At 49.2% G+C, this 19,035-nt stretch carries 16 protein-coding genes and 2 pseudogenes; 9 read left to right on the top strand and 9 right to left on the bottom strand.

The annotated features are described in order from the left end of the window. Position 1: 1 nt before the first annotated feature. Positions 2–832, bottom strand: coding sequence for an IS5-like element ISHwa3 family transposase (locus tag Hhyl6_RS22605; protein WP_483739084.1), 831 nt, complete (start codon positions 830–832; stop codon positions 2–4). A gap of 45 nt (positions 833–877) precedes the next feature. Here Hhyl6_RS22605 and Hhyl6_RS22600 point away from each other — a divergent pair, with 45 nt between their 5' ends. Next, entirely contained in the window at positions 878–1,564 is a 687-nt protein-coding gene (locus tag Hhyl6_RS22600) for an orc1/cdc6 family replication initiation protein (protein WP_483741659.1), read from the top strand. Between the two features lie 765 nt (positions 1,565–2,329). Here Hhyl6_RS22600 and Hhyl6_RS22595 read toward each other — a convergent pair. Beyond that, positions 2,330–3,604 (bottom strand): IS4 family transposase, encoded by a 1,275-nt coding sequence (locus tag Hhyl6_RS22595; RefSeq protein ID WP_483739090.1) that lies wholly within the window; start codon positions 3,602–3,604, stop codon positions 2,330–2,332. A 429-nt stretch (positions 3,605–4,033) separates the two neighbouring features. On the opposite strand from Hhyl6_RS22595, the gene Hhyl6_RS22590 reads away from it, so the two are divergent. Together Hhyl6_RS22590 and Hhyl6_RS22585 are read left to right on the top strand one after the other, a co-directional pair. Continuing rightward, complete coding sequence (locus tag Hhyl6_RS22590) at positions 4,034–4,141, top strand: hypothetical protein (protein ID WP_483741658.1); 108 nt, start codon at positions 4,034–4,036, stop codon at positions 4,139–4,141. Positions 4,142–4,160: 19 nt separating this feature from the next. Next, positions 4,161–4,415, top strand: coding sequence for a hypothetical protein (locus Hhyl6_RS22585; RefSeq protein ID WP_483741657.1), 255 nt, complete (start codon positions 4,161–4,163; stop codon positions 4,413–4,415). A gap of 856 nt (positions 4,416–5,271) precedes the next feature. Here Hhyl6_RS22585 and Hhyl6_RS22580 read toward each other — a convergent pair. After that, a complete protein-coding gene (locus Hhyl6_RS22580) occupies positions 5,272–6,495 on the bottom strand; it encodes an orc1/cdc6 family replication initiation protein (protein WP_483741489.1) in 1,224 nt (407 codons plus the stop codon). 874 nt (positions 6,496–7,369) lie between these two features. On the opposite strand from Hhyl6_RS22580, the gene Hhyl6_RS22575 reads away from it, so the two are divergent. After that, positions 7,370–7,501, top strand: a complete 132-nt coding sequence (locus tag Hhyl6_RS22575) for a hypothetical protein (RefSeq protein WP_483741488.1) — start codon at positions 7,370–7,372, stop codon at positions 7,499–7,501. 323 nt (positions 7,502–7,824) lie between these two features. Here Hhyl6_RS22575 and Hhyl6_RS22570 read toward each other — a convergent pair whose 3' ends face one another. Continuing rightward, positions 7,825–8,109, bottom strand: coding sequence for a MarR family transcriptional regulator (locus Hhyl6_RS22570; protein ID WP_483741487.1), 285 nt, complete (start codon positions 8,107–8,109; stop codon positions 7,825–7,827). A gap of 938 nt (positions 8,110–9,047) precedes the next feature. Between Hhyl6_RS22570 and Hhyl6_RS22565 the strand changes: the two are divergent. After that, positions 9,048–10,256 (top strand): annotated as a pseudogene (locus Hhyl6_RS22565) (IS701 family transposase). Between the two features lie 244 nt (positions 10,257–10,500). Here the strand turns inward: Hhyl6_RS22565 and Hhyl6_RS22560 are convergent. From Hhyl6_RS22560 to Hhyl6_RS22545, 4 genes are all read right to left on the bottom strand, one after another. Next, positions 10,501–10,875 (bottom strand): Rid family detoxifying hydrolase, encoded by a 375-nt coding sequence (locus Hhyl6_RS22560; protein ID WP_483741486.1) that lies wholly within the window; start codon positions 10,873–10,875, stop codon positions 10,501–10,503. An 89-nt stretch (positions 10,876–10,964) separates the two neighbouring features. After that, complete coding sequence (locus Hhyl6_RS22555; protein ID WP_483741485.1) at positions 10,965–12,128, bottom strand: mandelate racemase/muconate lactonizing enzyme family protein; 1,164 nt, start codon at positions 12,126–12,128, stop codon at positions 10,965–10,967. A gap of 106 nt (positions 12,129–12,234) precedes the next feature. Then, positions 12,235–13,260 carry a Gfo/Idh/MocA family protein gene (locus Hhyl6_RS22550; protein WP_483741484.1) on the bottom strand — a complete coding sequence of 342 codons (1,026 nt, stop codon included), beginning with the start codon at positions 13,258–13,260 and terminating at the stop codon, positions 12,235–12,237. Between the two features lie 116 nt (positions 13,261–13,376). Further along, on the bottom strand, positions 13,377–14,573 hold the full coding sequence (locus tag Hhyl6_RS22545) for an ABC transporter substrate-binding protein (RefSeq protein WP_483741483.1): 1,197 nt from the start codon (positions 14,571–14,573) through the stop codon (positions 13,377–13,379). 1,020 nt (positions 14,574–15,593) lie between these two features. On the opposite strand from Hhyl6_RS22545, the pseudogene Hhyl6_RS22540 reads away from it, so the two are divergent. The 4 genes and pseudogenes from Hhyl6_RS22540 to Hhyl6_RS22525 all read left to right on the top strand — a co-directional run. Beyond that, positions 15,594–15,767 (top strand): annotated as a pseudogene (locus Hhyl6_RS22540) (helix-turn-helix domain-containing protein); the annotation flags it as partial. A 33-nt stretch (positions 15,768–15,800) separates the two neighbouring features. Continuing rightward, on the top strand, positions 15,801–16,361 hold the full coding sequence (locus Hhyl6_RS22535) for an IclR family transcriptional regulator (RefSeq protein ID WP_483741656.1): 561 nt from the start codon (positions 15,801–15,803) through the stop codon (positions 16,359–16,361). A gap of 131 nt (positions 16,362–16,492) precedes the next feature. Continuing rightward, positions 16,493–16,768 (top strand): HalOD1 output domain-containing protein, encoded by a 276-nt coding sequence (locus Hhyl6_RS22530; protein WP_483741655.1) that lies wholly within the window; start codon positions 16,493–16,495, stop codon positions 16,766–16,768. Between the two features lie 140 nt (positions 16,769–16,908). Beyond that, positions 16,909–17,637: a fumarylacetoacetate hydrolase family protein gene (locus tag Hhyl6_RS22525; RefSeq protein WP_483741482.1), complete on the top strand. Its 729-nt coding sequence runs from the start codon at positions 16,909–16,911 to the stop codon at positions 17,635–17,637. Positions 17,638–17,714: 77 nt separating this feature from the next. Here the strand turns inward: Hhyl6_RS22525 and Hhyl6_RS22520 are convergent, their stop codons facing one another. Beyond that, positions 17,715–18,836 (bottom strand): ABC transporter ATP-binding protein, encoded by a 1,122-nt coding sequence (locus Hhyl6_RS22520; protein WP_483741481.1) that lies wholly within the window; start codon positions 18,834–18,836, stop codon positions 17,715–17,717. Between the last annotated feature and the right edge of the window lie 199 nt (positions 18,837–19,035).

Genomic DNA, 19,035 nt, shown 5'->3' with positions numbered 1-19,035 from the left:
TTCACTGTTTCACAGCTCGCTTGATGTTATAGACGACACACATCAGCGCGATTTCTCGGAATTCGCGGAACCACGAACGCGCTCGCACGGCGAAGCCGAGCGAGCGCTTCACAGCCGAGTTCACGGTTTCGGTCATCGAGCGCTGATTGTAGCGCTGTTCGTCGATTCTGGCGTTGTGCGCGTGATCATACGGTGCGAAGATGCGATGTTTGATGAGCGGGCGAATCCCGAGGTCACGAAGGGATTCGCGGAGCGACTGCTTGTCATAGCCTTTATCGGCGGCAAGAGACCGCAGATCGCCCGCATTCCGGCGGGCGATCTGCTCGGCGAGGTCTGCGTCGCTCCCTTCACGGTTCGTCGAGCAGTGAACGTCAAGAACGGCTTGAGAGTCTGTATCGACGAGTTTCGTGACCTTCAGCTTCTGCACGCGGTAGCTTATTCGCTGGCAGTAGTGGCGGCTCGCAGCTGAGCGTTCGTAGAATGTCGCGTCGATCGCGCCGTGTTTCGAGGGGTCGTGCAGCTGCGCCGACTGGCGCAGCAGCACTCGGCAGACGCTCATACTGATCCGGTCGAACGCTTTACACAACGTGGATGGAGAGGGGAGATCGGCCGCGCTGAGGCCGATCTCCCCGGTTATTTGTGGCATCTCTTTGAGCAGGTCAATCGTCATTCGGTAGGACGTGTCGAGGTAAATCCGCAGACAGTGGAGGGAAACGAGGGCATAGTCGGCGAATCCGCCGCCACCTTCCGGGGCGGCGGATTCGTCTCCATCGCCAGTAACTCTTTGAGAAATCGGGACGATTTCGCTAGTGAAGCGGGAGATTTGGGTCATAGACAACTGAAGTCTCCCGCTTCAACTCCTTCGATTTAGCGACCTATCCAGACGCCGTCTAGTGATTCAACACAGCCGAATAAAGTGAATTTCCGGGAGCAAATGACTGAGCGTGTCAAGAGCAGTCTCGGTCACAACGAATCAATCTTTGATCCGTACGATGGTGAGCAGCTCCGGAAAATTCTTGAAAACCGCAAAGATGCCTTCCATGATGATGTTCTCAATCCGGGGGTTATCCCGAAAACCGCCGCACTTGCGGCACAGCGCCACGGCGATGCTCGAAAGGCAATTCGGCTCTTGCGCCACGCCGGTGACTACGCGAAAAACAACAATCTCGGTGAAGTTACCGAAGATCATCTCGAACTTGCTCAAGAGCAGGCCGAAGTTGAACGACTCAAGGAACTAATCGCTGGATTGCCACCACACAGCAAGTACGTTCTCTACGCGCTGGCAAATCTAACCAACAAGACGACAGACGGCGACGTCTGGTTCCGTACGACCGTCATCTACGACATTTACGAGAAAGTTTGTAACGCCGAAGGGACCGACACACTTACAACCGACACCATCCGTGGGCTGCTTAGCGAACTCGCGTTCCTCGAGGTAACTGAATCTAATCAGGAACATGGTGGGATGGGCAAGGGAACGTACAAAGAACACCGACTCCTCTGGGAACCGAGCGTAGTGTTCAAGATGGATCCTGATCCAGCACACGTCGATGTCGACCAGTAGCTCTGGAGACACGCAATTTTGCTCTTTGATTAGGTCTCCGCCTAAAGCTAAGCCATAACTCGATTGTTGATTGGTCAATTTTTGCGGCCCCAGTGAAGTGAGAGAGCTACCTCTCGAGACATCATAGACGGAACTATCCCAGATTACGGGGGATTCAAGCGACGACAGCTAGTCAATGACCGCGACAAAGAGCGAACTGCCGCTCTGCGTGTCGCCGAGTCGGGTGCTCATGATTTCGTCGAGTACCTCCGTTCTGAGGACGACCAGGTGTCGTACCTTGTACGGTTCGACCCAGTCGCTGGAGGCAGTGATCGACTGTCTTCAGGGCCCTATCGAGTGGCTTCACATCGGGAAAGTACCTGTTGAGAAGCTCGTCGAACGGAACCGCGTTTCCAAACTACTCCTAAAGGTCGGACACGTCCCTGAAAGTGCCTGAATCGTCGGCCGTGACAAGGAAGACAAAGATATTGCTGCTGAACTCAAGGCCTATCGTTCAGGGCGACCCGCCGAACAACGTCATAATTTACGCCAAGACAGGTACGGGCAAGTCGCTAGTTGATCGTCACGTCACGGAACGGGCCCGTGGGGGCGCGGAATCAAATGGGGCATCCGTCGGCATGGTCTACGTCGACTGTGCCCAGAACAATACCCAGACACGTGTCGCGCGGACTGTAACACGAACGCCCAATGAGACGCCAGAGACTGATTTCGATGTTTCACGAGCAGGAATTGGGGGCAGGAAGTACTACGATCATTCGTCTTTAGCTAAGACACACACCTCGGTTGTGTAGCGGTAGCGAGCGTCTCTTGAAGGATCGGTCGTTGCTGGTGAATCTTCTGAGCGTCCTCGATCAATCGCTCCAGCAACGGCGGTGGCGAGTAACCGAGGAACTCACCGAGTTCGTGGAGGATGAGCTGGGCGTGCGACCGGAAGGTCGCCGCCCAGCGTTCCGGCGGAAACACGATCTCATCGTCGGCCTGCTCGGTGACTAGATCCAACAGCTCACGACTCACCAGCAGTGACAGCAACGCCGCATACAGCAGAATTTTCACCACATCCGGGTCGCTTGTGTCGAACTCGTCCAACTCGTACTGCGTCTTCAGTTCACGAAACAATGTTTCTACCTCCCATCGACACCGATACAGCGTTGCTAGATCCGCCGGGAAGAACTCGTCTCGTGGCAAGTTCGTGATGTACAGATGGTAGTTGTCGGCGTCCTCGTCACGGACGCCGACGACGCGGAACCGCTTCGTGTCCAGCGAACGCGTCCCTTCGTACTGACCTCGTTTGAACTCCGCTTCGACCTCCACGTCGATGTACTTCCGCGAGATATCATCGATTACATCCTGAATCTGCTTGCCCTCCAAGGGAATGGCGCGCCCGCGCCATTCCCGTAACTCCTCCGTTACCACTGGATTCGCGCTCTTCTTCAGCCGACTCACGAAGTGGCCGTCGTTCTCATCGATCAACGCGAACCGGCGGTACTTGAAGTACGCCAGATCGAGCAAAACTAGCCGTCCGTGCAGCCACGAACCCGTCTTGAACAGCGTGCTGTCGTGTGTTTTCTCGTCAGTCACGTCGAGTCGTTCAATCGTCTTGTCGGTAGCATTGTGGAGCAGGTGGAGCTTCGCTCCAGCCTGCTCCTCGTGACGTGCCTGGAACTCATCAGAGAGGAACTCGTGCAACCGCAACACGGTTCCATCAGCGATCATCACGTCCCTAAATCGGTCGATATCAGCGTCAACAGCGTCGGGTACAGCGACCTCGTCGAGACCGTGCTCGACGAGGTCGCGGAGGTACTCCGCGAGCGTCGGCGTCAACCGGTGATAGAAGCCACCGGGAGAGATCGTCTCGTCGGCTGTCGAGTTGTAGCTGCGTCTGAAGCCAGCGAGTGTTCGGCTCTCGCCTGCGGCGAAGCCGAACACGAGCGTCCACACGAGGACAGGAACCTGAAGCTTGCCCTCTCGCTCGACCACGCCGAGTTCCTCGGCGTGCTCTTCGAGGAACTCGGAGGGAAACAGTGTAGTGAGCCGACGCATGATTCTCGATGAGGAGGCTTTGGTGTGCACAGCCGTCGCCTCCTCACTCCTCTCGAAAAGAAGTCTCGATAAGCCGCTGCTGTCACGTGGTTCTCGGATTAGCTAAAGACGGATGGTACTACGATTATCTCTGGGAAATTCTCGATCTCGCCTACGATTCAGTCATCATCTTTGATGAGGTTGGGCGCCTCGAGCACGACGATATTCTAATGCAGCTTTCTCGAGCCTGTGAGTCTGGGAAAGCAGGCTGCCATCTTGGTGTGATTGCAGTGAGCAACAAAACCGAGTACCGGGATCAGTTGAATGAGCGAGTTAAGTCCAGTCTTCGTGAAGAAGAGTTGACTTCCAGCCTTATGACGCGAATCAGCTCTACGGAATTATAAATCATCTCGTGACGCATTCCACGACGGCTTTCGCTCTGATGACGTCATCCCACTGACTGCACCTCTCGGCGCACAGGAACATGGTAACGACAGAAAGGCAATCGAGATCCTCCGGCACGGCGGCGAATTCGCTGAACGAGAAAGCGCTGATTAGATTATCGAAAATCACGTTCGTGATACTCAAGAATGGGCGGAAGTCGATCGATTTGAGGACTTCTTCGTGGATAGACAACCCGGTCAAATTCATTCTCTACTCACTTGCGTTGCTGACCGAAGAGAACCCAAACGAGGACGAATTCTCAACGAGGCGTATCTATGATCGCAATCAAGAAACTGCGGAGAAAGTAGGTGTAACGGTTTTGAGGGAACACCGCGTCTATGAATTGCCGAAGGAGCAGGCATTCCTGAGTGTCGTGGAATCAACTTGAACAGATGGTTGGCGTGGAGAGGAAGCAATCTGGAGCATCGATTAGTTCAAGATACAGGTATCGTAATGAAATCTGTTCTCCACAATAGCCGGCTGGAATGTCTGGCGTAGTTTCATTCCTAATTCGATCTCACACTCTTGGTTACAAGTGGACCTGTTGGTTTCCCATATTCAAAAACACCATACTTCACACATTGGTTTAAGATTGGAGCCATTCTACCTACAAATATACATATATAAACACAATTCTACCAATTTTGAATATAAAAATATTATTTTGCATTCAAATTCTATATTTTTATGGAGTGTTTTTGTACTCAGATTCATATCTACCTCCTTCTCTGAATTGACTGGTCCCTTATACTCAGACTTGATTTTTCCACCTTCTTGTCACAGCCAATAATAGTATCGGTTGTCGTTGATCGACTTGATCTCTCACCTCACAATGAAAGTTGGTCACAGCGAGAATCCTTTCTCACAAATTTTAGCTGATTTTAGAGAAGAAGTCAGTATATACGGAATGTGAGATTCACCGGTAGCGGATTACCCCCTCAGATGTGCTGGTCTCCAACGCTCTCTAGACCCATTCGTCAGCAAACTCTTACCGACTTTCCGCAAATAGTATCGTTACAGTTGGGTAGATCTCGATGAAATATTAGGCCACGTTTCTTCCGTATATGTTCACCCCCCAGGTTTCCGTCGTTTCCGTCGGTTCGTTTTGAATTCCCTTCATCTTCATCGACACCCCTCGTTTCCGTCGTTTCTTCGCTTCCCTATTGAGTCTCTGTCGTATATTAATCATAGTGAGTATGTAGTTGGATCGAATGGAATAAATCGGGATCTGACTTCGTGACAGGTCATTCGTGGACCCAGCCTTGCATTCGGCTGTCCTCAAGAATCGTTTCGCGAACAACCTGCGGGTCTTCGATAAGCCGGTTTTGAAGATGAATGCCGCCAGCACTCCCCTTATTGATTTTCTTGATTTCGACGACACCGAGGAACGCTTGTTCTTTCAGTATATCTCGGAACCGCCGAACTGAGAGAATATCCATGTCGAGTTGGTTGCAAATCTGCTCATACTGATCATAGACATGGCTCGTAAGGTATGCATCTTCACTAGAATTAGCACTGAGTTCAGTCAGTGCGAGTAAAGCAGCTTTCGCCTGTGTAGGCGCACCATTTACAAGCTCTCTGAACCGATCTTTCTCAGCATGCTGTTGAGCTTGTCGAACATGTTGTTCCTCGACTTGTTCAGCTCCGTCTTCAAAGGCAACTTCACCAGCATGACGAAGAATATCAATTGCCTTGCGAGCATCTCCATGTTCTTGAGCAGCAAATGCTGCAGAAAGAGGGATTACGTCATCTGAAAGGACATCGTCTTGAAAAGCATCCACTCGATTGAACATAATCTCACGAAGTTGGTTCGCGTCGTATGGTTTGAAAAACAGCTCCTTGTGCTGGAAGCTACTTTTCACTCGCTCATTTACGTTATCTACATACTGAATTTTGTTGCTGATCGCGATAACGCCAATACTACAGCCGATTTTCCCTGCCTCTTCCGCTCGCGACAGTTTCATGAGGACACTATCGTCATTCATCAGATCGATCTCATCGAGGATAATAATAGCAGAATTAAATTGTGCGTCAAGTGCCTTCCATAAGAGTTTGTAATACTTTGAAGTGCTTAGCCCAGTGTGTGGAACAGAAAGACCGGTAATAGACTCGTCGTTCAATTTTGCAGCAAGCGATGATATTGCTTGGGTCTCTGTGTTGTCTTCTGCGCAGTCTATGTACGCTGTTCCGATATCAATACCTGCCTGAGCTGCATTTTGTGCGCGTTGGCAGACATGCTTCGAAACAAGTGATTTTCCAGTCCCCGTTTTTCCGTAGATCATCACATTTTCTGGGGAATATCCGTGAACCGCTCCATTAAGGCGTTTTGCTAGTTTTGAGATCTCTTCGTCACGTCCGACGATTCGTTCAGCTTCTGGGACGTGGCCAATTTTCAAGAGGTCTTTGTTTGAGAAGATCCGATGCCCAGAATCAAAGAGGGGATCATCAACAGAAGAATCTGGAGCCATTGGCTATCACATGTTCGGCACGCTAAGAGTATAAAGCTAAGGGGGAGGTTTACCCCATGTTTCCGACGTTATTTTGCTGATTTCAGCAGTCTAGAGTGATACCTCCTTATTATTGGATTTCATACAATATAGCCAGACTTCTGACGTTATTGATGGAAATTTAACCATACACCACGCTTTCCTCCGGGCACAGATTGGATTTAGGACCCGCACACCCCAGGTTTCCGTCGTAATCTCTCAACCACTGGGAGCAGGCAGTTGAAAATAGGGTTCATGAAGTTGAAGTGGAAGTAGACGGTGGGAAAAAGGGTTTTACGAGCAATGTAGAGAAAAATAAGAATACCTCTGTTTCAATGGACGAAACGAACTTACGTATGTTTCTTATATGAAACGAAGTTCGTCTATTGGAATGTTCACTACAAGCTCTATTTAATCTAACTATTCATAGCACAGCATCATATGATTACAAGAACGGATGCAACATTATTCACTCGCCTTTGAAGAAACGACGGAAACATGGGGGGTATCTCTCACTTTTCACGACACCGCAGCGCGTTAGCCTAGTATGGCGAATCATACCTCGTCGGAATACGTCGGAAACGTGGGGTGTGTGTCTTTCTCTTCACATGGCAATCGCTACAGCGTTGGAATTCTCCGATTAGGGACTGAGTGAGGATCTTCGAATTCCCAGCTAAGGATATGTTTGGCGGCGTTCCAAGGACTGTCGTTTCACACTAATTTTCCACCCGTACCATCACTTGATACGGGCGAGGAGTTTTGGGCCGCTGTCGGAGTCTTTGTCCATCGATCCGACAAAGCCAGTATTCTGACTCCTTCCCAAACTATTTGTTTAACTGGTTTCCATATGTTATATATGAGCCGAACGACCATCGAGGTTGATGAAGAATCACGCGACGAGCTTAGACGATACAAGGCCCAAGACGGACTCACATACGACGAAGCCATCATCAAACTCTTACGAGAAGCAGGATGGTTCGATGACTGAAGACAAATCATAACGGCAATTGAGTCAAATGGCATGCATTAGATGACGAGTCTGACGGGTTAGTTGGCCAGTTTGACGATGCTGCATATTACCCCACTATCGCTCTTGCCTGAATTACAGGCACGTCCCACCACCCAACACTTCCCTGTAGTTTCTGGTCCCCTTGAAGCAGATGTACCTACTTGAGCTATGGCAATTCTACGCGACTCTGCAGAGGGCGTTATGGTAAACGGTGGCGAGTACGTCATTTTCTCATATGAATCGGTGTTTGATTGTTCGGACTGGTAAAATACCCGCTCTCGATACCTCACCAGAGTGGATACTTACCGGCCGGTTTGATTAGCTGCGTTATTTTGTGAGCTACTCTCAACGGAGTATATATCTTGCCGAGCATCTCTGGGATTAATTCGTGTGTTGATCGCCTCTATCTCTTCAAGCTGTCTTACTGCCGACCGGACTGTTCGGCGTACAAGGTACGTTTCTTCTGCGAGCTCCTTTTGTGTGAATTCTCCCTCATACTGGAGCGTTTTGAAAACAAGCTTTGCACTTGGCGAGAGATCATCCACAGACGCTTCCTTGCTGTCATGTGTGCCGGACTTCGTCGGCATCAACTGAAAGTCCTTCTTAGGGGTACTTTGTGTTATCGATTCACATTCGTTGTACTATAGATTGGTGCCCCTCCGAGATCGGATTGACTAAATGATCTAGTAGGCCCTCGACTTCAACCAACGATTAAGGTGAGGGTAGCAGAGACTTCACGTTGTGTGCTGCTTCACAATAGCCATGAAGTGTAATTGTGAGGAACCGGCCAATTGAACCGCCAGTAGTGCTGTTTCTCAGTAGACCATGTCACCCTTCTTTAGAGACAGGCAACAATTACACCCAAGGAATCGGATCTCCGCATTGGCTTTTTGAAACGGCAGTTTGTCGTCTCCCAGAAGTTAGAAAAACAATATGGGTGTGTCATGCCGACGAACAGAACGCACGATACGTGGTGGTCAGTCCACGAAAACGGTAGCCAACCAGCAAGGTGTTGTTTGGTAGAACTGCGCAGTCAATCCATCTCAATGTCCCATGCCCTGTCGTAAGTACGATTGTGAATTGATGTCCAGAATACTTATTAAATCAACCTGGAGAGAAGAACCTGTGTTGGCAAGTCCGAGCTGATCGCTAATCTAGTCGACGAGGCGTAATATATCAAGCCCGACTTGCCACTGGTGGCTGCTCATTGCTGACTACCTCAGTGCCGATTACGATGCAATCAACAACGTTTGCTTTAGTAGATTATAAGCCCGGAAAGTCTTTCCAGAGTGCCCTCTGACTACAATAAATCCACTCTACAGGAGATTGAATTTATGGGTCTTTATGCGATTAGCATTTTCGCGCAGTATGTCTAGGAAATAAACAGACGACCGAATCTAAATGACCTTATTTGTGTTTATTTATACTCTCGTATGATCATATTGGTTAATGGGACATTCGAGGGTCAGAGCTGATATTTTGATGAAATGAGGTGCGAAGTACTCTAGAGAGACGTGAAGATCGGATGCTCCCACTCACGTCGTTTCTGTCTTGTACCGCTGTAATCGACGAGTTAGAGTGCTTTTCAACCCGGCAGAAGTACATGCCAAGACCTACGTCACCGGTCTTGTTGCTGGCCGCAACAAGACCGTGGACGGCATCTCAACACCGTGCTTCCAGCCAAGAGCGAACGTGCTCTCAACAAGTTCCTCTCCGAGTACGACTGGGACGAGGATCAACTGAACAAAGAGCGATTGGAACTTCTCCAGCAAGCCGACGACACTCGCTGGTCCAGCGAAGGTGTCGTCATCATCGACGACACCTTTACGCACAAAACAGGCGAGAAAATCCCCAACGTGGGAAAATTCTACAACCACATTGTTCCCGGATACATCTGGGAACGAACCTCATCTACGCACTCTACGCCGACGAGAAAACCACCTATCCGTGGCTTCCGCCTCTACGAGAAAGACGCTAAACGACGTGTAGAACTCGCCATCGACCTTGTTGATGGCCTCATCGAGATAGGCGTCCCGGCGGACACCTATATCTTCGACATAAGCTACTGTTCCGAAGAGTTCGTCACACACCTCGAAGGCTACGGCAAAGAGTGGATCTCTGCCGTCAAGAGTGACAAATTGGTCACGTATGGCGGTGAACGGATCCGTGTCGACGCGCTGGTCGAGCGCGTCGACACGGTTCCTTGAACGATTGACGGCGACACCTACCACATCTGGACAGAAGCGTGAGGTCGGCCGCCTCGGTGAGGTCAAGTTGCTGATTACGACGAAAGAACCCAGCGGCGATGATGAGAACGACGAACCGAGTGTGAAGTACATCGCGTCGAACAAAACCGACGCCCCGGCGAGCCATCTCATCAAGTTGTACGCGATGAGATGGCGCATCGAGACGTTTTCAGAAACAACAAGCAGGACCTCGGTTTTGGCGACTGCGAGCTCTGGTATGCCGCAGGTGCCAGTTGGCACTGACACCTGCTGATGCTGGCCTACAGCCTCCTCAAGTTGGGTGCTGCACACATCGCTCTTGGACGATTCTCGGTGACGCAGCGCCGCTTCGTGCCGATATCAAACGGTCCTTCCGCGAAGGCGTCGAAAACCTCCTTTCCTGGGCACTCAACAGCCCAAACCGAAGCACCGAGGAGCTAATGCACGAGATCGAGGGGGTTCTTCGTCTAACGTGCGAAGTCAAGTCTCTACGCACTACATCAGCATAAAGTGCGAAGTCAAGTAACTATACACGACCGCTTGGGGTTTGAGAGGCGAACGCAGCACCCTTTCTCGAGGTCTAGAAGATGCAGGGTGAGGGAACAGGACCCCCCCCACCTCATTGAGCGGATGTCTCCAGTTGTGGGTGAGGAGGGTATTTCAAACTGACTTTGCCCTTCAGCCAGGATGTGGCCACTCGAACCTATCACATCATCAGTAAGCAGTTTATCGAAGAACAGCAAATCGCCTACGCTACCGTTCCGCTACGACTTCAATTTCAACATCGATATCAACAGGAAGTTTCACGACTTCAACAGCACTTCGTGCTGGGTACGGGGACGAAAGGAGTTCTGCGTATACTTCGTTTACCTCGTCGTAATACCGCATATCCTTCACGAAGACCGTTGATTTCACGACGTCGTCAAGCGATGCGTCACCAGCCTTCAGGACTGCTTCGATGTTCTGGAGTGTGCGCTTAGTCTGTTCACTAGGAGTTCCAGGCACGATGTCACCAGTGTCCGGATCCACTGGACCCTGCCCGGAAACATAAATTCGGTCTCCGGTTGCGATTCCTTGCGAAAACGGTCCAATGCTATCGGGTGCGTTGTCAGTTGTAATTTCTTTCATAGCTAGCAATTAACTTGATTTTGTTAGTCGCATAGGCCGTATATTCGATTGTTCAGTGGTGAGGGTGACTGATACTCTGGCACTTTTGTTCAGTCTTGACGGTATGATTCTATGGCATCTTGATCGACGGTGACGCCAAGCCCAGGCTCTTGTGGCACAGTCATATGTGGACCATCAATTTGCAACGGGTCTTGAATTATATCCTCTTCCCATCCGTAATATGCAGTGTCATTAGCTAGATTAAAACCAGGGGTTCCATGTACTGTATGAAGGATTGCTGCAGTACGAATACCTAGATCAAACGCACAGTGATGGGCCAGGGAAATACCTGCATCCTCAGCGATCGAAGCCAGTTGACGCACACCAGAGATTCCACCAGCTGGGGTAATGTCAACGACACCAACGTCAATGGCTTCGTTCCCAACCATCTGTTTCATGTTATGTGGTACGTACGTATCCTCGTTTGCTGCAATGGGTTGCCTTGTGCGCGAACGGAGCATCTTCAATGAGCCATGTTTATCAATACGAATGGGTTGCTCCATATACTGAAGATAAATTCCATCATCCTCCAGCATTGAACCGACCCGCACTGCGTTCTCAACGGTCCAACCCTGATTGGGATCAATTCGGAACTCTAGTTTGCCATTGACTTCATCATGCATCGCGCGAATCCGGTCGACGTCCGTACGCCAGTCTCGTCCAGCTTTGGTTTTCAATACATTGAATCCCTGCTCCAATGCGAAACGGGCGTACTCTCTGGACTCTTCAGGCGAAAATATCCCCAGAGAATATGCGAATTCTACCCGTTGGGAATCCCCATCTCGTTCGATGTGCTGTCGATGCTTCATCTCGGTCTGATGATCGACAGTCTGGCCTCCGAGTAACTCATACACCGGCCGCTCTAGTTTCTGACCAATAATATCCCAGCAAGCGGTTTCGACAGGTGCAAAGAACATATTCGGGCTAGTGTATTCAATAAACACTTGCCGTCGTAATTTTTCTACCTCGAAGGGTGACTGACCAATAACGAGTGGACCAACGCCATCTTCAATAACTGAAACAGTCGCTTCAGGAGACAGAAATGTACGTACCTCGCCCCACCCAGTATACTCTTCATCAGTATCTACACGAACCAGAATTCGGTCCATCTCATATAGTTCGCCATGGTTGGTCCGATAAGGGGCGATACCTCCCTGCTCAACAGGTTTGAGTGGTACTGTTACAGGGATAGCACTAATCTCCGAGATTTGCATATATCTCGATTATCAACATACATTATAAGCTTTTGGGTATGGCCGAATACCTTTCCATACCTGTTCTCGACATTGGGGAGAATATTGTCCACGCCTTTTCAATTGACTACCAAGAAGAGATAGACATGCTCTCTAGGGCTGGGCTCAACGGCAACATCACGTCAGAGTCTGTATAGTGCGATATAAACAATGCGAGTATCATTTCTTGGACAACGAGTGCATCCTGTCCATTGCACTTATTCTCTCCTTCTCCGTCAGCAAGCTCAACTAAACTTCTTGCCGCACGCCGAAACGCCGACGACCATTTGTTCCACTCCCCGTCGAAGATATTCAATGATTCAGCCGTATGGTCGCCACCAGATATTTTCCAATAGTCTATTTTTTCATCTGACTCATTGAAATATAGTCTGCCTTCGGAACCTGTAAAATGAAGCCAGCCACTAAATGATTCACGAGGCACAGCGCAGTCAAGCATCACTGCAGTACCATCCTCAAGTAGTAGGTACCCTCCGCCTCCATAATCCTCCGTATCAATTGTGGGATCCCCCGAATCAAAATCGGCTGCTTCGTTTAGGAAACCACTGACCTGTGCGGCCTGTTCATCAAGCAGCCAGTAAAGGGTGTCAACAAAGTGTGTACCATTCCGGAGTAATTCGATTTTGAATTGAGCATGTACCGTCTGGAGGTCTCCCAGTATCTCGTTCTCGGCGATTTCCTCTCGAAGACGCATATATGGCTTCGCCCATCTCCGGACGTGGTTGATTACTAATTCAGTATTTGTTTGCTCACACACGCGAACCATCTCTTGACCCTCTTCAACGCTTGCAGCAATCGGTTTTTCACACCACACGACATCTGGATTTCCGATTTGTGCTGCATCAACGGTGTGTTCTCGATGAAATGCAGTTGGCGTGGTCACTGAGACAATATCCAAATCCTCCTCAGACAGCATTTCAGTGTGATCCAGATAGCAATTTTCCTCTGCAATCTCCCACTCTGCTGCCCTTTTTTGTAAGGCATCCTCATCGATATCTGCTACTGCCACAAGTTCAACTCGCTCTGTTGCGGCAAACGCATCTGCATGCCAATCGCTAACTGCACCTGTTCCGATCAGACCGGCTTTGTAGCTCATTTCTATAGAGAAAGACTTTCTGTATTGTTATAAGTATTCGGCTTCCATAGGCGGGCCAATTTACGTAAAAATCGAACTCTCAGCTAGAAATGAGTGGAACTACTGACTGTGGTTGATCAGCGTTCCAGGAAGCTGTTAGCTTCCGAGACGAGGTTATCCAGAACGTCTTGACTATCTGAAGTCGACCAACTTCCTGAACTGATTGCCTTGACTGCCGCATCCGTCAATCGGCTCGGGAGTAGCGAACGGGTTCGGCGATATCCCTGCACGAGCGGGGTCGCTCGAGCACTACTCTGGGTGAGCTCGACATATTGCGTCCAGATGTGATCCGACTTGAACGGATCGAACTTCTCAGTTGTTTCGAGCACTGCTGGGAGATAGCCGATTGGTTTTGTATACTCAGCTTGGACTTCTGGCCGAAGCAGATAGTCAATCCACTTAGCACAGGCGTCCTTATTACTTGCCCAGGGGTGAATCCCGATACTTTCCTGACCAGTATATGTCACTGGTTCTGCTCCAGACATTCTACCGGAGGGAACGTTCCACAGCTCGAAGTCCTCCCTGGAAACACCTTCCTTTTTAGTTGCTTTATTAATCACTCCGGGGAATCGAAGGCCAGTGGCGATTCGGTCGGCGAACGCGTTGTCATAAGCACTCGTATCCCACTCAACGACGTCGTCTGGAGTTAGGTCGTGCTCGGTGATGTGCTTGATCCAGAAATCAAATGCATCGACGGCCGCCTCGCTATTGAATACCCACTCAGATTTGTCATCGCTGAGTAGTTGGCCTCCGTTAGACCACGTAAGCGTCGGGAAGCTTTGAGGGAACGAAAGGCCACCCCATGGGAATGCAGTATAGTGTGCGTCCATGTTCTCTCGGAATATCTTCCCGTACTCAATCATCTCGTTCCAATCAGTTGGCCGTTCAGGCACGCCAGCTTCCTCAAGCATGGGTTTGTATGCCGGGAATCCACGTGCACCATGCCACCATGGAATTAGATAATTGTGTTTTTCACTGTCATCGGGGGCTTGATACTGTGTATACTGCGTAGTCGCGTCAAACCATTTGTCTGGGTCAATGTTTGGGTAGTCGCTATTCCCGACATACTCGTCTAGTGTGTCCCAGCCGCCGACCTGCTGTAGGAACCAACCACCCGGAGATTCCTCAACGTCAGGCCCGCTTCGAGTACTAATGTCGGTACTCTGTGCTTGGAAATCCCAGCCCAGAATTTCATACTCAACAGCAATGCCAGTCTCCTCCTCAAATCGTTGAGTGTGCTTTTCCAGGAACGATTCAGTATTCGGCATCGACATACAGCGGAAGCTAATCTGTGTGGAATCTCCCGTACTTCCCGCAGAGCTCCCGTTCGACGTTCCAGAGTTGTTTCCGCCACAACCAGCCAAGCCAGCGGTGACCGCAACACCTGCTTTGAGATAGCCTCGACGACTAACGCTAGTAGGTGTAATGTCTGTTTTGCGTGACATTGTCCAACTTCCTGTATATTTTTTAGATACATATAGCTTTCGGTGGTCTTCAATCGGAAACGGAAGTGAGTGTCATCACGATCGGCTCGGATATTGATGTGATTTTAGAGCTAGCGCCCGCTCACAAAAACCAGCCATACGCCGGTTCGTTCCGTGGGCCTGACCGATGCGTTATCTGGACTCGATTTGATTTGGTTGTATCTCAAGCTGATAGTTCCATATATACTGGAAGACTCCAAGATAAATCTCAGAGTATACAACATATACAGAAGATCTACCTCCACTTCCGGTAATACTGGCATATCGACTATAGTATATCCAGATATCTCAATAAGTGTAAAATCGCAATAATGCATGTACTCGTGTTACGGAACACGGATTATGAATAACTTCCGTACATGTGTTATGGGAGTGAAACCCTGTACACTGGGCCTGGAATTGAGTCTGACCTACCTTTCTTGATTATCCCGCTTCAGTGTGACAGACTAGGTTGTTGTAGTTCTGGGTAATAATGGATGTACGTGTGTTATCAATATTGTCGTGAATGGTTCGTGTCCCTCCCCTTCACAGATCACACTTGTCCCTTCGCACATTCCTTCTCTCTACCCGCTCAGTGCTCAAAACTCGCTACAAACCATCGATTGCGAGATCGTGTTAGATCAATTCTCGGCTCCGGAATAATGCTGCAACATCAGATTGATCAGTCTTTAGTTTATCACGATAGATCGTAATTGACACTGATATTGAATGAATTTTCCGGATTGATTGGAAAGTAAGCGAAGAATCCCGATATATTGGACAAAGGGAGATCAGTCACAACACTTTTGTAATCTAGCCCGTATCTCCATTATGGCCGAAAAATCGTCAAAGGCGAATTCCATCAAAGGGATCGAACGAGCAGTCCGAATTATAGACACATTACAGGCAAGTAATTCCCTCACATTAACCAATCTCTCGAGTAAACTTAGTATCCCGACTAGTACTGCGCATGTGTACCTCCGGACGCTAGAACAAGAAGGACTGATTGTACGTGACGAGGGAGAATACCGTAATAGTTTGAAGTTCCTCGAGTACGGGGGGTATGTCCGTCAGCAGTCGGAGATTTACGATGCAGCAAGACCTGTTCTTAGAGACTTAGCGATACGGACCGGAAAGCGAGCAGGACTTGGTGTGGAAGAACGCGGAAAGCGGGTGCTTTTATTCCATGAAGATGGGTCTCAAGCAGTGAGCGACAACGTCCCCATTGGGGAGTGTACCGAGATGCACTGGACGGGGCTAGGGAAATGTCTTTTAGCATATCAACCTGAGGCAAAGAAGAATAAAATAATTGAAAAGAGTGATTTGCCTCGGGCCACGGACGAGACAATAACTGATCCTGATGAACTACGTGAAGAACTACGGAAAATCAAAGATCAGGGATATGCTATCGAAAACGAGGAACGTCGAGAGGGGATGAGAAGTGCTGCTGTGCCAGTACTCACACCTGACGATCAGATATTGGGTGCAATCGGCCTAACTGGACCAGCGAGTCAGTTTGGTCACGAGCAAATGAGTAGTGATATTGTTTTGCTTCAAAGAAAAGCAAATATCATCAAACTCCAAACAATCTATTATTAGAGCGAACATACATCAACACAAAATAATGTGGTACTATCTACCCTCAAGTTAGGGTGGAAGGTGTTGTGGGTTCCCCTCACTAAAATTGTGAAGGTTTATATGGAACAAATCTTAAACCACCACGCGTGCAAATGTTGATGAGACAACCGAAGCCACGTGCAGCAAGTGACGAACGAGATTCTCCTTCGCAATTTATTGTTCAGAGGATCGCTGAGGTAACCGATAGGGAGGTAACTCAACTTCCACCGTTATACGATACGGTGGACCCCGATGCGCTTGATGCTCTTTTGAATTCGATTGACGGCGATGATTCTACATTTTCGATGAAGTTCTCATATGCGGGCCAGCAGATCTCAATTGAAGCAGGGCGGTCTGTTAACTGTGAACAGACCAAGTCTACAGTTTAGACTCTGATCTCCTGGTGCTGCCATTGCGATTTTGATTCTGTGTCTCGATACTGGTACACCACTTGCCACAGCGCACCCAAAGTAACACGGCGATCATTCGGGCGGAATAGTTTTAAGCGATACGTCAGTACGTACCCATGATGCGCTATATTCGATTCAGAGCGCCGAATGGAGCGGTTCGTACAGGACGGTTCGACGATGGGACAGTTGAGTTTGGAGAATCGACCTACGATGTCGGCGAAGTCGATGTATTACCACCTTCAGAACCTACGAAAATAATTTGTCAAGCAGGGGGATACCAAGCTCACCGCGATGAATCACCGAGAGACTTGCCTGACCGGCCGGACTTCTTTACCAAAGGTCCGAACACACTTGCGGGTCACCGCGATGCTATCCCTATCCCTGAAAACAAGCAGATAGATTTTGAGGGTGAGTTTGCTGTCATCATAGACGAACAGTGCAGGAATGTTTCGGAGGACAATGCCATGGATGTCGTCCGCGGGTTCACCTGTGCAAATGATTTATCGAACCGTGATGATCAAGCGGAAGAGCAAAATTGGCTTCGTGGCAAAGGCTTCGATCATTCATTGCCCGTGGGCCCGGTGATGGCAACACCAGACGAGATCCCAACCGACGCAACTCTGGAATTGCGTGTTAATGGTGAAACCCGTCAACGAACTAATCGTGATATGCTGATCTTTTCAGTTGCGGAGTTAATTACCGAAGTTACTGAACTGGTTACGCTTGAACCAGGTGACCTTCTCGTCACAGGTACGCCAGAAGGGCCAGGACCGGTATCACCTGGAGATACAATCGAAGTCGAATTCGAAGGAGTGGGTGTCCTCAGTCACACGATAACCAGCGAATAGTCGATTTCAAACGAGTACTCAACTAATTCAGTTCCCCCAAGAAAACACTGGTCGATGTCTTCTGCTGTCTTCACTAATTAGACCGCTTCTTTCACGTCTTTATACTCGCTATTTTTGAGTGCCTCACCAGTCTCAGCATCAAACACGTGTACTTTCTCTTCGGGGAAACCCAAGTCAACCTGCTGTCCATTCCGAATACGCATGTCACCGCTAACCGCTGCAGTATATTGGTCGTCACCGAGGTTGAAGTATACGTTTGTCTGATCGCCCATTGGCTCAGTGACCTGCACTGTCACTGTGAGTGTCTTTTGCGATTTGTCGTTGACGAGTTCAATATCTTCAGGGCGGATGCCAAGGACGACATCTGAAGTGTTTTGATCAAGATCATCACTAAATTCATTCGATAAGTCAACCTCAAACGACTCATGAACCAGCGATTTATTATCTAGCTTAGCTTCAATGAAATTCATCGATGGAGAGCCGATGAAGCTAGCCACAAACTGATTCGTCGGCTTGTAATAGCAATCCAATGGAGTGCCGATCTGTTGCAACCGACCGTCGTTCAAGATAGCTATCCGATCACCCATCGTCATCGCCTCTGTCTGATCGTGTGTAACGTATACCGTTGTAACTCCAAGCTCTTCCTGTAACGACTGGAGCTCAGTTCGCATGGACGTCCGTAACTTTGCATCGAGATTCGATAGCGGCTCGTCCATTAGGAAGACCTCCGGCTCCCTAACAATGGCACGGCCGAGTGCAACTCGTTGCTGCTGGCCACCGGACAAGTCACTTGGCTCTTTCTCGAGTAAATCTTCGATCCCCATCATTTTCGCTACTTGGTCAACTTTCGTCTCGATGACCTCGTCAGACATGTCTGTCGACATCTTTAGCCCGAAAGAGATGTTCTCTCGGGCGGTCATGTGGGGGTATAGAGCATAGCTTTGAAACACCATCGCAATATCCCTGTCTTTCGGTCGATCAGACGTGACGACCTCCCCATCAATGAGAATATCGCCCTCTGTCGGTTGCTCTAGTCCTGCGATACACCGAAGCGTCGTTGATTTACCACAACCAGAGGGGCCAACAAGAACAATGAATTCCCCGTCCTCTACCTCGAATTCGAGATTGTCAACGGCGGTTATCTCGTTTTCTTCACCACTGAATCGCTTGACTAACTGCTCGATATCTAGGCTGCCCATGTGAGGAAATTCGAATGGACTTTAATAAATGTATTGTATCTATCTATACATCACAGCGATGTATAGTCTCCCAGAAATCTACTCTGTTCGCTTCTCTAAGGGCTGAATTCCCGCACGCAACCAACTATGGTCATAGATACCATGGCCTGTCCCAGATCACACAGGGGAATAGATTTATTAGTGGGAATAGGTTACCGCT

This window comes from Haloarcula sp. H-hyl6 (genome assembly GCF_056934455.1).
Note: the sequence above shows the minus strand (reverse complement) of the source record. Positions and strands in the feature narration are given on the sequence as shown.

Bases quoted from the DNA above. Each gene is read 5' to 3' on its own strand.
- Hhyl6_RS22555 (WP_483741485.1), bottom strand. From the start codon at position 12,128: ATGCAAATCTCGGAGATTAGTGCTATCCCTGTAACAGTACCACTCAAA.
- Hhyl6_RS22560 (WP_483741486.1), bottom strand. From the start codon at position 10,875: ATGAAAGAAATTACAACTGACAACGCACCCGATAGCATTGGACCGTTT.
- Hhyl6_RS22575 (WP_483741488.1), top strand. From the start codon at position 7,370: ATGAGCCGAACGACCATCGAGGTTGATGAAGAATCACGCGACGAGCTT.
- Hhyl6_RS22570 (WP_483741487.1), bottom strand. From the start codon at position 8,109: ATGCCGACGAAGTCCGGCACACATGACAGCAAGGAAGCGTCTGTGGAT.
- Hhyl6_RS22580 (WP_483741489.1), bottom strand. From the start codon at position 6,495: ATGGCTCCAGATTCTTCTGTTGATGATCCCCTCTTTGATTCTGGGCAT.
- Hhyl6_RS22595 (WP_483739090.1), bottom strand. From the start codon at position 3,604: ATGCGTCGGCTCACTACACTGTTTCCCTCCGAGTTCCTCGAAGAGCAC.
- Hhyl6_RS22520 (WP_483741481.1), bottom strand. From the start codon at position 18,836: ATGGGCAGCCTAGATATCGAGCAGTTAGTCAAGCGATTCAGTGGTGAA.
- Hhyl6_RS22545 (WP_483741483.1), bottom strand. From the start codon at position 14,573: ATGTCGATGCCGAATACTGAATCGTTCCTGGAAAAGCACACTCAACGA.
- Hhyl6_RS22530 (WP_483741655.1), top strand. From the start codon at position 16,493: ATGTTGATGAGACAACCGAAGCCACGTGCAGCAAGTGACGAACGAGAT.
- Hhyl6_RS22550 (WP_483741484.1), bottom strand. From the start codon at position 13,260: ATGAGCTACAAAGCCGGTCTGATCGGAACAGGTGCAGTTAGCGATTGG.
- Hhyl6_RS22605 (WP_483739084.1), bottom strand. From the start codon at position 832: ATGACCCAAATCTCCCGCTTCACTAGCGAAATCGTCCCGATTTCTCAA.
- Hhyl6_RS22525 (WP_483741482.1), top strand. From the start codon at position 16,909: ATGCGCTATATTCGATTCAGAGCGCCGAATGGAGCGGTTCGTACAGGA.